Consider the following 12707-nt stretch of genomic DNA (forward strand, 5'->3'; position numbering starts at 1 on the left):
ATGAATACTTTATTGAATCATCCAGATTTAAATACAACTGCTGTGGAATCATCGACTTCGTTATGGCGAGCCAGTATCGGGCTGGTCGTGGTGGGTTTTGTGCTCTCGGGTGCCCTCTATTCGACAGCCAGTGTGTCGGTTGCACAGCTTATTTTTCCTGAACAGGCCAACGGTAGTCTGATTGAACGTGACGGCAAAATTATAGGATCGAGCTTGGTGGGGCAGCAGATTAAAAGTGCAGCCTATTTTCAATCACGCCCGAGTGCCAGTAATTACAGTGTCGATGGGATGTCGGGAAGTAATCTGGCAGTATCCAATCCGCAACTGCAAAAGCAGATTCGTGAGCGTAGCATTGCTTTTGCTCAAAGCAATCAGATTGGTGGTGCTCAGGTGCCAGATGATATGATCACCGCATCGGGCAGTGGAATAGATCCGGATATTTCTCCTGAAGCTGCCCAGCTACAGATTAAACGCGTTGCACAGCAACGTCGTTTGAGTGAGCAGGAGATTCATCAACTGGTGATGCAATATACCCAAACGCCGCAATTTGGACTATATGGAGAGCCGCGTGTGAATGTACTCAAGCTGAATCTGGCACTGGATCAACGCTCGACCCAACCCGCTCGATAGGACAGAATTGATGCAGATTGACCGCAATGAAAAAGCCGATGCTTGGTTGGCGCATACGCAACGTGAGCAATCTGGGCGTCTTACCATTTTTTTAGGTGCTGCACCCGGCGTGGGTAAAACCTATGCCATGCTCACGCGGGCGCATGAGCTGATGCAGCAGGGCAAACAGGTCGTTGTGGGGGTGGTAGAAACTCACGGTCGTGCCGATACAGCGCGGTTGATTGCGGGTTTAAATGTGATTCCACGTCGAGTGGTCGAGTATCAAGACCGTAAACTTGAGGAAATGGATTTAGACCAGATTCTTCACATCAAGCCTGAAATCGTGCTGGTCGATGAACTGGCCCATCGTAATGTGCCAGGCAGTCGGCATGAATATCGCTGGCAAGATGTCAATGAAATTCTGGATGCCGGAATCAATGTTTATAGCACCCTCAATATTCAGCACTTAGAAAGCCTAAACGATGTGGTGTATCAGATTACCGGCATTCGCGTGACCGAAACTGTGCCCGATGCGTTACTCAAGCGATTGAAAGATATTCGTTTGGTCGATTTGCCTGTGCCTGAACTGCTTGAACGGATGAAACATGGCAAAATCTATCTAGACGATATGGCACCGCATGCCTTGCAGGGCTTTTTTAAACCTGCACATTTAACTGCACTGCGTGATCTGGCGATTCAGACTGTGGCGGGGCAGGTCGAAATTGATTATCGGGAAAAATCTGTGGCGCAGGGGCGCATCGTCCCGATTCAGAACCATGTGATGCTGGCCATCGATGGTTCTGTCTTTGCTGAGGATCTGGTGCGCCGTGCCCACCGCATTGCCGAGCGCCGCAATGCAACGTGGAGTGTAATTTCAATTCAAAAAAGTAAAACCTCCTCGGCGCAAAGTCTGGCTGTGAGCAAAGCATTTAATCTGGCACGTAAACTGGGTGCCGACACCTATTTGCTTTACAGTCATCAGATTGCGCCAACCATTTTGCAGGCGGCCTATGATTATGGTGCCTCAAATATTTTGCTGGGGAAAAGCCCCAAAAAAACACTTCTTGAGCGTATTCGCTCCGAGCATATTGCCGATCAGCTCCTCGACAAGCAGCACCCTTTTGAAATTACCTTTGTACAACCACTCAAAGCAACATCGTATTCGGCACAGGCTGCTGTGCCCGATCAAACATGGCTGCAACAGTACACCCATTTTCAAGCGCGAGAACTGATCGAAAGCATTTTGATTGTATTGGCAGGATTTATTATCGCGGCCATCAGTGATCATTTTATTGGCTATACCGAGCTGGCGCTGATTTTTGTGGTGACGGTGCTGGTGGTGGCCATGCGTGCCCGAATGCTCATGACCTTGCTGAGTGTTTTCGTTTGTTTTTTACTGTACAACTACTTTTTTATTGAACCCCGCTTTACCTTTAGAATTAGCGCAGAGCGTGGTGTGATTACCATCGTGATTTTTATTTTATCGGCTTTACTGGTTGGGCGTCTGGCCAATCAGTTACGCGCACAGGTACTGAGTTTAAGGGTGGCCAATAGTGTATCGCTGCAACTGCAAGAGCTTGAGCGTAAACTCTCGACGTGCGTAGATATTGCACAGGTGCTTGGTGTATCTAAACAGCATCTGGAGAGTGCACTGAAAGCCACGGCATGGTTAAGAGTGGGGGAACTTGAGGCGGGTGATCGGAGTCAGTTAAATCACAAAGACCACATTGCAGCCGACTGGACACAAAAAAATGGTCAGCCCTGTGGGCGTTTTACCAATACCCTGACCCAATCTGAGTGGTGGTTTAATCCGCTCAATCTGGCGGGGGAGCATGGTGTGATTGCACTGCGCTTTCATCCCGATTTAGACGTGATCAGTTTTGAGCAGCAGCGTTTGGCCGAGCTGATGATTGAAGATATTGCACAAACGCTGGCGCGGGTTTTACTGTCATTTCAGCTCGAAAACTCACGGGTGGTAGCCGAAACCGAGAAACTGCGATCAGCGCTCTTGTCGTCGGTATCGCATGACTTACGTTCGCCTTTGGCCGCCATGATTGGCTCGGCAGATACGCTAAAATATTACAGTGCGCAATTGTCGGATACAGATCGGGACAGCCTGCTCGACACTATTCACATCGAGGGCGAACGGCTCGATCGATATATCCAAAATCTACTCGATATGACGCGTTTGGGCCATCAGGGGCTGACGTTAAGCCGTGCATGGATTAGTATCGATGAGTTGATAGGATCGGCGACCCAGCGTTTAAAACGCTATCAACCCAATATTCAGATAGACATAAACATCGCGCCGAATTTACCCGCTTTGTATGTACATCCGGCATTAATCGAACAGGCATTATTTAATGTGCTTGAAAATGCAGCCAAGTTTTCACCTGATGCTGTTCCCATTCAGGTGCAGATCAGTGCAGTCGATGAGCAGTTTCAGATTGATATCATCGATCTGGGCATCGGGATTCCCGAGCAGGAGCGTGAGCAAATTTTTGATATGTTTTATACCATGCAGCGTGGTGATCGGGGTAAAACCGGCACTGGGCTTGGGCTTGCAATCGTAAAAGCCATTATCGGGGCACATATGGGGAGCATTGAAGCAATGGCTGGACCGTATGGTCAAGGCACCCAAATTCGAATACGATTACCTCAACACCAAGAATAACGATGATTTATGTCGCACAGCTTTAATACACAGGCCTCGATTTTGATTATCGACGATGAGCCACAAATCCGTAAATTTCTCGATATTGCCTTACGCGCGCAGGGTTATGCGGTGCATGTGGCTGAAACCGGTATGAAAGGGCTGGAAATTTTGGCCTCTCAAGGGGCGGATCTGCTGATTTTAGATTTGGGTCTACCCGACATGGATGGTGCAGAGGTATTAAAAGAGATGCGGCAATGGTCGCAAATTCCGGTCATCGTACTCTCTGCACGTCCAGACGAGCAGCAAAAAATTAAGTTGCTCGATGCGGGTGCCAATGACTATGTGACCAAACCATTTAGTATTCAGGAGTTATGTGCCCGGATTCGGGTGATGTTTCGTCAGCAGCCGAGTCAAAGTGAGCATAATCTGGTTTTTAATGATGGACAGCTTTTTGTCGATGTCGCGGAGCATAGCGTGAAACTGGCTGGAGACGAGGTGGTACTCACCAAAAAAGAGTTTCAGCTACTGGCCTTACTCATTCGGTATCAGGGTAAAATTGTGACCCAAAAGCAGATTTTGTCGGAGCTTTGGGGCATTACGCATGAAGAGGACACGCATTATTTGCGTATTTTGGTCAAAAAACTTAGAACTAAGCTGGGCGACTCAGCGCTACAACCGCATTATATTTTTACTGTTGCGGGCATCGGTTTGCGCTTTCAAAGTGATGTTGGTAGCGCTTAACGAGATGAGACCAAGGCGTCTGACATCACAAATTCTTCACCTTCATTTCGCTAAAGTGATGCACTAAAATCGCTGTGTTGTCTTAGCAACCCCTAGTCAATATCAATGGTGAACGTGTGACCCAGACCCGTGAATATCAAGATGATGAGATTTCCCGTATTATTGAAATGGCGTGGGAAGACCGCACGCCGTTTGAAGCGATTGAGCGAGAGTTTGGCTTAAATGAGTCGGCTGTGATTCGTCTGATGCGCCAGCATATGAAATCGAGCAGCTTCAAGCTATGGCGTGAGCGAGTCACTGGGCGCAAAACCAAACATTTGCAACTGCGTTCACCCGATGTAATTCGTGGTTACTGCACGCGCCAGTATAAACATCATTAAGCCTTGAGTTTAGTGCGCTGTCGATGTCTTGGCGCGCTCACGCTTGGCTTCACGTTTGCAGCGCTCTGAGCAATAGCGCACTTCGTCCCAGCAGCGCTCCCATTTTTTACGCCACGTATAACTGCGCTGACAATATTCACAAACTTTTTCAGGAAGATGCTGTTTTTTCATGGCTTATAACTGATCCAGATGTGTAAGTAAGTGTTCTGCGTGCGCCAGTACTTTGTCCTGATCTTGCATTTTGTCTAGACTACGATAGACCATGTGCATGCGTGCATTAGAACGAAAAAATGTTTCATGGCGCTTTACAAAGTGCCAGTACAGACTGTTAAACGGACAACTGTCGTGGTCTGTTTTGGTTTTAACGTTATAGTGGCAGTGCTTGCAGTAATCAGACATCTTGTTGATATAGTTTCCCGAGGCGGCATAGGGCTTACTGGCCATCAAACCCCCATCTGCATGCATCACCATTCCCAGTGTATTGGGCAGTTCCACCCATTCATAGGCATCGGCATACACTGCCAGATACCATTCGCAAATTTCTTCAGGTTTTATTCCAGTTAAAAGTGCAAAGTTGCCTGTCACCATGAGACGTTGAATATGGTGCGCATAGGCATGCTCTAGCGTATTGCGGAAACACTCGGACATACAGGCCATTTTGGTTTTTCCAGTCCAGTAATAGGCAGGCAAGGCACGGGTATTATTGAGCGCATTTTCTTGAGCGTAATCGGGCATGTTCAGCCAGTAAATACCCCGAATGTATTCGCGCCAACCCAAGATTTGCCGGATAAAACCTTCTACAGCATTGAGCGGGGCTTTGCCTGCATGATAAGCCGCTTCCGCCGCTTCACAGACTTCTTCCGGCGAAAGCAACCCACAATTGAGATAGGGAGATAGCAGGCTATGAAACATAAAATCGCTTCCATAGACCATGGCATCTTGGTAATCGCCAAAATCATTGAGCATGTGCTCAATAAAATGTGCCAATGCTTTTTGAGCATCACTGCGGGTAGTGGCCCAGCGAAAGTTATCCAAGCTGCCCAAATGATCTTTGAATTCACGTTTGACCAGTGCAATCACATCGTCATCGATAGTATCACGCTTAAACTGCAAACGTTCAGGCAGTGGGGTTTTACCCGACCATGGCTTACGGTTGGAATGATCGTAGTTCCATTTTCCACCTTCGGGCGCATCGTGCTGCATCAGGTAACCCGTTTTTTTGCGCATCTCTCGGTAAAAGTACTCCATACGCAAGACTTTATAGCGAGCAGCCCAGTGCCGAAACTCGTTTAATCCACAAAAAAAGCGATCATCTTCTAAGCACTCAACGGGCACCTGTAGTTTTTTGGGCCATTCCTGCTCGATCTGTTGCTGTAAACGGTATTCGCCGCAGTGTGTGACCACAACCGCCTCTGCGTTTAAGCGCTTTTGCTGCTGCTCTACATAATCGAGTAGTGACCGAATAGGGCTTTTGGCATCGTAGACGTGATACTGGATTTTCCAGCCATCTTGCTTGAGTGCCTTGGCGAAGTGGCGCATGGCACTAAACAACAGTGCAATTTTTTGTACATGATGCTGAACATAAGTGGCTTCATCGACCACTTCTGCCATCAGGATCACGTCTTGCTCACGATCCAGAGCCTTTAAGGTGGCCAGTTGCTGGCTGAGCTGGTCTCCCAAAATCAAACCAAGTCGCATGCGCAGTCCATGAACTAAATGAGTTAGTTTTAGCCTAAAAGAATGGCGATCAATTTTTTGTGAATTTGTGCAATCTTAATTTAGTTCACCGGAAAATCCAGCGTAAAACACACGCCATTTTCGCTTTGATGTACGCTTGCTCGTCCATTATGAAGCTGCATGATCGACGCGACAATGGATAGACCCAAACCACCGGAACGGCCTTGTTGATGGCGTGAAGATTCGCACTGATAAAAGCGTTCAAATACATGCGGCAAATGCTGTGCCTCAATCTGAACGCCCTGCGTCAATACGGCAATCTCGACATATGTACGCGTGTCTAAAACATGCTGCTGTACTTTAACTTCTATTTTACCGTGCTCAACGCCATGTAAAATCGCATTTTCAATCAGATTTGAGACAGCGCGCTGAAACAGTTGATGATCTGCCACAACTGAGCTGGCTTCAAGTTGTGCACTGATCTCGATCTGTTTTTCGCTGGCCATTAAATCGTAAAAGCTCAGTAAATCTTCTAAGGCATCCTGTACATTCAGCAGTTCTGTGTGCAGTTGGATTTGCTGTTGATCGGCCCGAGCCAGAAATAACATGCTGTCAATCATACGTTTTAAACGTGCATATTCTTCCAGATGAGACACCAACAGATCTTCATAATCATGTGAAGTACGAGATTCTGAGAGTAAAATTTCGGTTTGCCCGACCAGATTGTTCAGTGGTGTGCGAAACTCATGCGCAATATTTTCAGAGAATCGATTTAACTGCTGATACCCAGCCTCGATACGTTGCAACATATGATTAATTGCATCGGTTAAAAGTTGTACTTCACTGCTTTGATGCGCCACCTGAATCCGATGTTGTAAAGACTGAATATCGATTTGCCGGGTTTGCTCGGTCAGCTCGCGAAGCCCTCTTAAGCCAAAGCGGCACAACAGCCAGCATAGAAAACTCACCATCGCGACGCCAAGCAGCAAGTACTTGATCAGATCATCGCGAAATGAATATAAAATACCTAAGCGTTCCGACCACTGCTTGCCTGCAATGAGCTGATACGAAACACCATTTAGACTAAAATTTTTCCATGCCAGACGCGTTGCATTACCCGTCTGATGAACATTTAAAAAAGCAATCTGTTGGCTCGCTTGCAACTTTGGAATTGGGATATTCAGCGGGTTGATATCGATGAGTTTTTGTTGGTCCTGAATCAGAATAAATAAGTTGTCCTGATTGCCGAGCATATTTTGATAAATTTTAGGTTTGGCTACAATTTGCTGTACGTTGTCGCTGTCTTGAATCAACACCTCCAAACGTTCAATACGTGAAGCTAAAGCTTGATCTTGCTCGCGCACCAAAATACGGTCTATACCCAAATAGGTCAGCACGCCCACCAGACACAAAATTAGTGCACATGCCGTGGTGACCAGTAAGGTAAGCCTAAATTCGAGTGAGCGAACGTTCATTTTAAGGAGTCTCTTCTGAAAGCTTATAACCCAAACCACGAATGGTATGAATCAGTTTGAGGTTGCTGGCATCGTCGACCTTACTGCGTAAGCGGCGGATGGCAACGTCAATAAAATTGGTATCGGTATCGAAATTGATATGCCAGACCTCGGAGGCAATTTGCCGGCGAGACACGATTTGGTTGGCGTGCTGCAACATAAAGCGCAGCAGTTCAAACTCTTTTTTGCTCAGATCAATCGGTTGATTTGCCCGATACGCTTTGTGCTGTAATAAATCCAGACTGAGGTCGGCTAATTTCAGCACATTCTCGGGCTGTATGTTTTGCCGACGCAGCAAACTGCGAACCCGCGCCAGTAACTCAACATAAGAAAAAGGTTTGGCCAGATAATCGTCTGCACCAAGTTCTAAGCCTTTCACGCGGTCGGGAATCTGGTCTTTAGCGGTCAAAAAAATCACCGGCACTTGCGAAAACTGACGCAAGATTGTCAAGACCGACCAGCCATCCAGATCGGGCAGCATCACATCCAGCATCACCAAATGAAAAGACGCTTGTCTCAATCGCTCCAAAGCTTCGAGTCCAGTATGTACACATTCGGCCTGATATCCCGATTCGACAAAGCCCTGAACCAGATAGCGCGCGATTTTGACTTCATCTTCTACGACAAGAATACGCATCATGCGACGTTCCATTTCTAAAATGACAAGACTGTAATCCAACTGTCATGTTGCAGCTGAAGGGAATCTCTAGAATAACCACAGTATAGAGAGGGCGAATCAATGAAAAAAGTGATTGCAGGGCTGACATTGGCCTTAAGTATGAGTTCTTACAGTTTTGCAGAAAATGTGCAACTGGCAAAACAATACAATCTGGATTTAAACACCGCAGAAAAACTGGCCAGCAATGCCGAACAAGCCTGCCAGCAAATAAACAAACATCTGGCTGTGGTCGTGCTAGACCGTGGTGGGCAGCCGCTGATAATCAAGCGCCATGAAACCGTGGGGCCACATAATGCGCTGGCTGCACAGAAAAAAGCTTTTACGGCACTGTCGACCAAAACCCCGACCACGGTATTTAGTCAAAATGCCCGACAAAATATTGAATCACAAAATCTCACGTCATTTTCAGAATTATTGCTGCTTGGAGGTGGTTTTCCGGTGCTTTATCAAAATGAAGTGGTCGGTGCCATTGGTATAGCCGGCTCTGGTGGTTCAAAGAATGATGACTTGTGTGCCGAACAGGCCATCAAAATGACTTTTAAGTAAAATCGAGGAGTAATTTGAAATGATCAAACAATGTGTATTTGCCGCCGGTATGACCTTAAGTGCATGGGCAATAGCAGCAGACAATCCTTTAAGCGTGCATGTACTGAACTTACAAACCGGTTTGCCATCATCCGATGTTGCGGTGGTGCTTGAGCAAAACCAAAAAGGTCAGTGGGTTAAGCTCAATGAAAAAGTGACCAATGAAAACGGACGTATTCCGGCTTTGTATCCAGATAATAAAAAACTGGAGCAGGGAGTATACCGTGTGACCTTTAAAACTGGAGATTGGTTTAAGAAACATAACGAAAGCAGCTTCTTTCCAGAAGTACCCGTCATTTTTAATGTAGATGGTGCGGTGAAGCATTACCATATTCCACTACTACTTAGCCCGTATGGTTACTCGACGTACCGTGGTAACTAAGTACTGAAAGATTAAATCAAATCTCGGGCAGCACACCATAAACTTGGTGTCTTGCTCGAGTTTTTAGCTATTCAATTGATTACATTTGATCTTGTAATATGAAGCTTACACATCTCTGTGGAGGTACTGAACTACCTGTAGTAGAGTTTGATCAATTTTAAGATCATCAGTGAATAAATCAGACCATGTTAGAGACTTCTCGATTGATTCTTAGACCATGGCAAGAATCCGATATTGTGCCGTTTATACAGATGGGCCTTGATCCCGATGTCATGCATTATTTTCCGTCTACCTTAAGTCCCGATCAGAGCCGTGACTTTATCAAAAGCATCAGATTGAAGTTTGATGAGCATCCATCATGGGGACTATGGGCAGTGGAGCTTAAACAGACTCAATCTTTTATTGGATATATTGGTTTAAATGCTCAGCCATCACAATTTGATTTTTCACCCTGTATAGAAATCAGTTGGAGACTTGCAAAAGCCGCTTGGAGACAGGGATATGCCTTTGAAGGAGCAAAAGCCGTATTAGATTATGCGTTTGAGCAGTTAAAGCTTGAGCGAGTGGTTGCCTTTACAGCGGCTGTCAATATGCCTTCAGAAGCATTAATGAAAAAGTTAAACATGACAAAAGTTAAAGCATTTGATCATCCTAAATTAGCAGCAGAGCATTTGCTTGCACGGCATGTGCTTTATGAGATTCGCGCTGAGGATTTTTCTAATTTAATTTAAGTGTATACGCCCTGCGGGACTCGAACCCACGTCGGTCGCTTAGGAGGCAACTGCTCTATCCAGTTAAGCTAAGGGCGCATCGAAATGTGAGTATAAACAAAAAAAGTTATTACCGAGGTAATAACTTTTTTAATTTCATTCATTTTGCAGCTTAAGTGTTATCTTTTTTGGTCAGCAAATGAAACAGACCAAACATCAACACAATCCAGACCGGAATCATAATCACCGATTCTTTAAAGCCCTGTTGCCACATGATAAACAGCACCAGCGCAATAAAAATCAGCACCAAATAGTTACTCACCGGCGCCCATAGGGCTGGGAACGTTACATTCAGTTTGAGCTTTTTGACCGCAGCTTTAAACTTCAAATGCGTCAAGCTGATCATGGCCCAGTTAAGTACCAAAGCACCTACCACCACATACATCAAATGACCCAGTGCATCTTCTGGTACAAAGTAATTTAAAAGTACGCAGCCAAAAATCAACAATGCAGAGAACAATACCGCAGGAATAGGAACACCCTGTTTATTCACTTTAGTAAAGATTTTTGGCGCATTACCTTGTTGTGCCAGACCAAACAGCATGCGGCTGTTGGCAAACATACCGCTGTTATAAACCGATAGTGCAGCAGTTAAAATAATAAAGTTCAGCAAATGTGCAGCCCAACCAATACCCAACTGACTAAAAATCATCACAAATGGGCTTTTGTCCAGACCACCCAAATCCAGTTGATTCCAAGGCACCAAAGACAACAAGATGGTGAGTGAGCCCACATAAAACACTAAAATACGAAAAACCACCTGATTAATCGCTTTAGGAATGGTTTTTTGAGGGTTTTCAGCTTCAGCTGCTGCCATCCCGATCAGTTCGATACCGCCAAAGGCAAACATCAAAAAGGCCAGCATATAAAACAGGCCTTCAAAACCGTTTGGAAAGAAACCACCATGTGTCCATAAGTTGCTAAACGATGCGGTCGAGCTTGAATCGGCGGTAAAGAGCAGATACAGACCAAACACAATCATGGAAATGACGGCGGTGACCTTGATAATCGCCAACCAAAACTCGGATTCTCCGTAAAATTTTACATTGGTCAGGTTTACGAGTGTAATGACCACAAAGAAAAACAATACCGAAACCCATGCAGGAATATGAGGCCACCAGTAATTGATATACTTCGCAACCGCTGTCAATTCAGTCATAGCGACTAAAATATACAGCACCCAGTAGTTCCAGCCAGCCAAAAAGCCCGGAAATTTACCCCAATATTTGTACGCAAAGTGACTGAACGAACCTGCTACAGGCTCATGGACAATCATTTCCCCTAATTGACGCATGATTAAAAAAGCGATGAGTCCACCGATTGCATACCCAAGAATGATCGATGGCCCAGCGGATTGAATGACTTGTGCAGATCCTAAAAATAAACCAGTCCCAATTGCGCCGCCCATGGCAATTAATTGGATATGACGGTTTTTTAAGCCCCGCTGAAGTTTTGAAGAATCGTTGTTCAAAGGACTTCACCCGACCAGAAATAAGCGTTTTATTCTAAAGGATAGATAGAATTTAGCCTAGTCGAGTGCAGCACAAAGCCGTGCTAAATCATTGAACTTCTTGGTTCACAAATTTTATACAGTTTGCTGGCGATTAAAACTTGGTAAAGATTCTCATCCCATAAGAATATCGTGATGTAAATGAATAAATAAGTGAGAAATCAGTCCTATCATGGTAAATTAGGCAGCATGTCATGAGCGGTCTGTTCAGACCTTTTTTCGCTCCCATTCAAGATTCGAGGCAATTGTGACATCGATTTCCCCTGTGAATAGCAACATCTTATCTACAGCTCAAGAACGAATTCAGCAAGATTTGCAGATGGCACTCGATGCCTTTGCACTGCCAGAGCCACTCAAGTCGGCGGTGCATCATGCCGTTATGCTGGGTGGCAAGCGGGTGCGTCCAGCATTGTGCTATGCCGTGGCTGCATTGGCAGAGAATCCCAATTATGCGGCAGCACGCCGTGCTGCGGTGGCGGTTGAACTGATTCATTGTTATTCACTCGCACATGATGATTTGCCTTGCATGGATAACGATTTGCTGCGCCGCGGACAACCGACGTGTCATGTGGCATTTGGCGAAGATACTGCATTACTGGCGGGTGATATCTTGCAATCAATGGCATTTGAGGTGCTGGGCAGTCGTTTGTTTGATCAGCAAAATAGCGTCGATGCCTCGATTGTACTCAAACAAATGCAAATTCTGGCCACCTCTAGCTCTAAGATGGTTTGTGGACAGGTGCTCGATTTACAGGCCGAAGGCAAGAGTATCGATCAGGCGGCACTTGAAAATATTCACCGCAATAAAACGGGCGCACTGATTCAGGCTGCCATTCTGATGGCGGCCGTGACCTTATTTAAAGGAACAGATCCCGCATTGGTGCAATTACGTCAGTTTGGTCAAAGTTTGGGGCTGGCGTTTCAGGTACAAGACGATATTCTCGATATTATCTCCAGTACTGAAACCTTAGGTAAAACCGCAGGTAAAGACCAGCAAGTACAAAAGTCGACTTATCCTGCGCTTATGGGCCTTGAAGCGGCACAGGCTTATGCCAAAAGCTTGCACGATCAGGCACTGGCTGCACTGACGCATTTTTCTGGTGCAGCAACGGACCTTGAACAAATCACCCAGTTTTTATTGCGCAGAAAAAATTAAGCTCACTTGAATAAAAAAAAAGCGATTTGCTTAAAGTGCACATCGCTT

At 45.8% G+C, this 12707-nt stretch carries 13 protein-coding genes and 1 tRNA gene; 8 read left to right on the plus strand and 6 right to left on the minus strand.

Annotated elements, in window-relative coordinates; translation table 11 throughout:
* The 4 genes from kdpC (at position 1) to QLG00_RS09590 (ending at position 4386) form a co-directional block, all read left to right on the plus strand.
* Entirely contained in the window at positions 1–630 is a 630-nt protein-coding gene (gene kdpC, locus QLG00_RS09575; RefSeq protein WP_151869009.1) for a potassium-transporting ATPase subunit KdpC, read from the plus strand.
* A 10-nt stretch (positions 631–640) separates the two neighbouring features.
* The gene (locus QLG00_RS09580; RefSeq protein WP_282470873.1) at positions 641–3283 is read left to right on the plus strand and encodes a sensor histidine kinase KdpD; all 2643 of its coding nucleotides are present in this window, start codon (positions 641–643) and stop codon (positions 3281–3283) included.
* A 9-nt stretch (positions 3284–3292) separates the two neighbouring features.
* On the plus strand, positions 3293–4006 hold the full coding sequence (locus tag QLG00_RS09585) for a response regulator transcription factor (protein ID WP_282470874.1): 714 nt from the start codon (positions 3293–3295) through the stop codon (positions 4004–4006).
* 116 nt (positions 4007–4122) lie between these two features.
* A complete protein-coding gene (locus QLG00_RS09590; protein ID WP_004941177.1) occupies positions 4123–4386 on the plus strand; it encodes a TIGR03643 family protein in 264 nt (87 codons plus the stop codon).
* A gap of 9 nt (positions 4387–4395) precedes the next feature.
* Here QLG00_RS09590 and QLG00_RS09595 read toward each other — a convergent pair whose 3' ends face one another.
* The 4 genes from QLG00_RS09595 to QLG00_RS09610 all read right to left on the minus strand — a co-directional run bounded on the left by QLG00_RS09595 (position 4396) and on the right by QLG00_RS09610 (position 8214).
* Positions 4396–4557, minus strand: a complete 162-nt coding sequence (locus QLG00_RS09595) for a DUF2256 domain-containing protein (RefSeq protein ID WP_011182656.1) — start codon at positions 4555–4557, stop codon at positions 4396–4398.
* A gap of 3 nt (positions 4558–4560) precedes the next feature.
* On the minus strand, positions 4561–6084 hold the full coding sequence (locus tag QLG00_RS09600; protein WP_282470875.1) for a cryptochrome/photolyase family protein: 1524 nt from the start codon (positions 6082–6084) through the stop codon (positions 4561–4563).
* Between the two features lie 80 nt (positions 6085–6164).
* Positions 6165–7538, minus strand: a complete 1374-nt coding sequence (locus tag QLG00_RS09605; protein ID WP_282470876.1) for a heavy metal sensor histidine kinase — start codon at positions 7536–7538, stop codon at positions 6165–6167.
* A gap of 1 nt (position 7539) precedes the next feature.
* Positions 7540–8214: a heavy metal response regulator transcription factor gene (locus QLG00_RS09610; RefSeq protein ID WP_282470894.1), complete on the minus strand. Its 675-nt coding sequence runs from the start codon at positions 8212–8214 to the stop codon at positions 7540–7542.
* 102 nt (positions 8215–8316) lie between these two features.
* Here QLG00_RS09610 and QLG00_RS09615 point away from each other — a divergent pair, with 102 nt between their 5' ends.
* The 3 genes from QLG00_RS09615 to QLG00_RS09625 all read left to right on the plus strand — a co-directional run bounded on the left by QLG00_RS09615 (position 8317) and on the right by QLG00_RS09625 (position 9954).
* Complete coding sequence (locus QLG00_RS09615; RefSeq protein WP_111812800.1) at positions 8317–8802, plus strand: heme-binding protein; 486 nt, start codon at positions 8317–8319, stop codon at positions 8800–8802.
* Between the two features lie 19 nt (positions 8803–8821).
* Entirely contained in the window at positions 8822–9223 is a 402-nt protein-coding gene (uraH, locus tag QLG00_RS09620; RefSeq protein WP_120430587.1) for a hydroxyisourate hydrolase, read from the plus strand.
* Between the two features lie 185 nt (positions 9224–9408).
* On the plus strand, positions 9409–9954 hold the full coding sequence (locus tag QLG00_RS09625; protein WP_282470877.1) for a GNAT family N-acetyltransferase: 546 nt from the start codon (positions 9409–9411) through the stop codon (positions 9952–9954).
* A gap of 5 nt (positions 9955–9959) precedes the next feature.
* Here the strand turns inward: QLG00_RS09625 and QLG00_RS09630 are convergent.
* Positions 9960–10032: transfer RNA gene (locus tag QLG00_RS09630), tRNA-Arg, on the minus strand.
* Positions 10033–10105: 73 nt separating this feature from the next.
* Positions 10106–11464, minus strand: coding sequence for an amino acid permease (locus QLG00_RS09635; RefSeq protein ID WP_034440327.1), 1359 nt, complete (start codon positions 11462–11464; stop codon positions 10106–10108).
* A gap of 286 nt (positions 11465–11750) precedes the next feature.
* Here QLG00_RS09635 and QLG00_RS09640 point away from each other — a divergent pair, with 286 nt between their 5' ends.
* Positions 11751–12659 (plus strand): farnesyl diphosphate synthase, encoded by a 909-nt coding sequence (locus QLG00_RS09640; protein ID WP_282470878.1) that lies wholly within the window; start codon positions 11751–11753, stop codon positions 12657–12659.
* Positions 12660–12707: the final 48 nt, after the last annotated feature.

It is taken from the genome of Acinetobacter sp. V89_7 (assembly GCF_029967895.1).
Taxonomy (GTDB): Bacteria; Pseudomonadota; Gammaproteobacteria; order Pseudomonadales; family Moraxellaceae; genus Acinetobacter; species Acinetobacter soli.

What these genes read in the sequence shown, in the direction of transcription:
- kdpC (WP_151869009.1), top strand. Translation starts at nt 1, where the DNA reads ATGAATACTTTATTGAATCATCCAGATTTAAATACAACTGCTGTGGAA.
- QLG00_RS09580 (WP_282470873.1), top strand. Translation starts at nt 641, where the DNA reads ATGCAGATTGACCGCAATGAAAAAGCCGATGCTTGGTTGGCGCATACG.
- QLG00_RS09585 (WP_282470874.1), top strand. Translation starts at nt 3,293, where the DNA reads ATGTCGCACAGCTTTAATACACAGGCCTCGATTTTGATTATCGACGAT.
- QLG00_RS09595 (WP_011182656.1), bottom strand. Translation starts at nt 4,557, where the DNA reads ATGAAAAAACAGCATCTTCCTGAAAAAGTTTGTGAATATTGTCAGCGC.
- QLG00_RS09600 (WP_282470875.1), bottom strand. Translation starts at nt 6,084, where the DNA reads ATGCGACTTGGTTTGATTTTGGGAGACCAGCTCAGCCAGCAACTGGCC.
- QLG00_RS09605 (WP_282470876.1), bottom strand. Translation starts at nt 7,538, where the DNA reads ATGAACGTTCGCTCACTCGAATTTAGGCTTACCTTACTGGTCACCACG.
- QLG00_RS09610 (WP_282470894.1), bottom strand. Translation starts at nt 8,214, where the DNA reads ATGCGTATTCTTGTCGTAGAAGATGAAGTCAAAATCGCGCGCTATCTG.
- QLG00_RS09615 (WP_111812800.1), top strand. Translation starts at nt 8,317, where the DNA reads ATGAAAAAAGTGATTGCAGGGCTGACATTGGCCTTAAGTATGAGTTCT.
- uraH (WP_120430587.1), top strand. Translation starts at nt 8,822, where the DNA reads ATGATCAAACAATGTGTATTTGCCGCCGGTATGACCTTAAGTGCATGG.
- QLG00_RS09625 (WP_282470877.1), top strand. Translation starts at nt 9,409, where the DNA reads ATGTTAGAGACTTCTCGATTGATTCTTAGACCATGGCAAGAATCCGAT.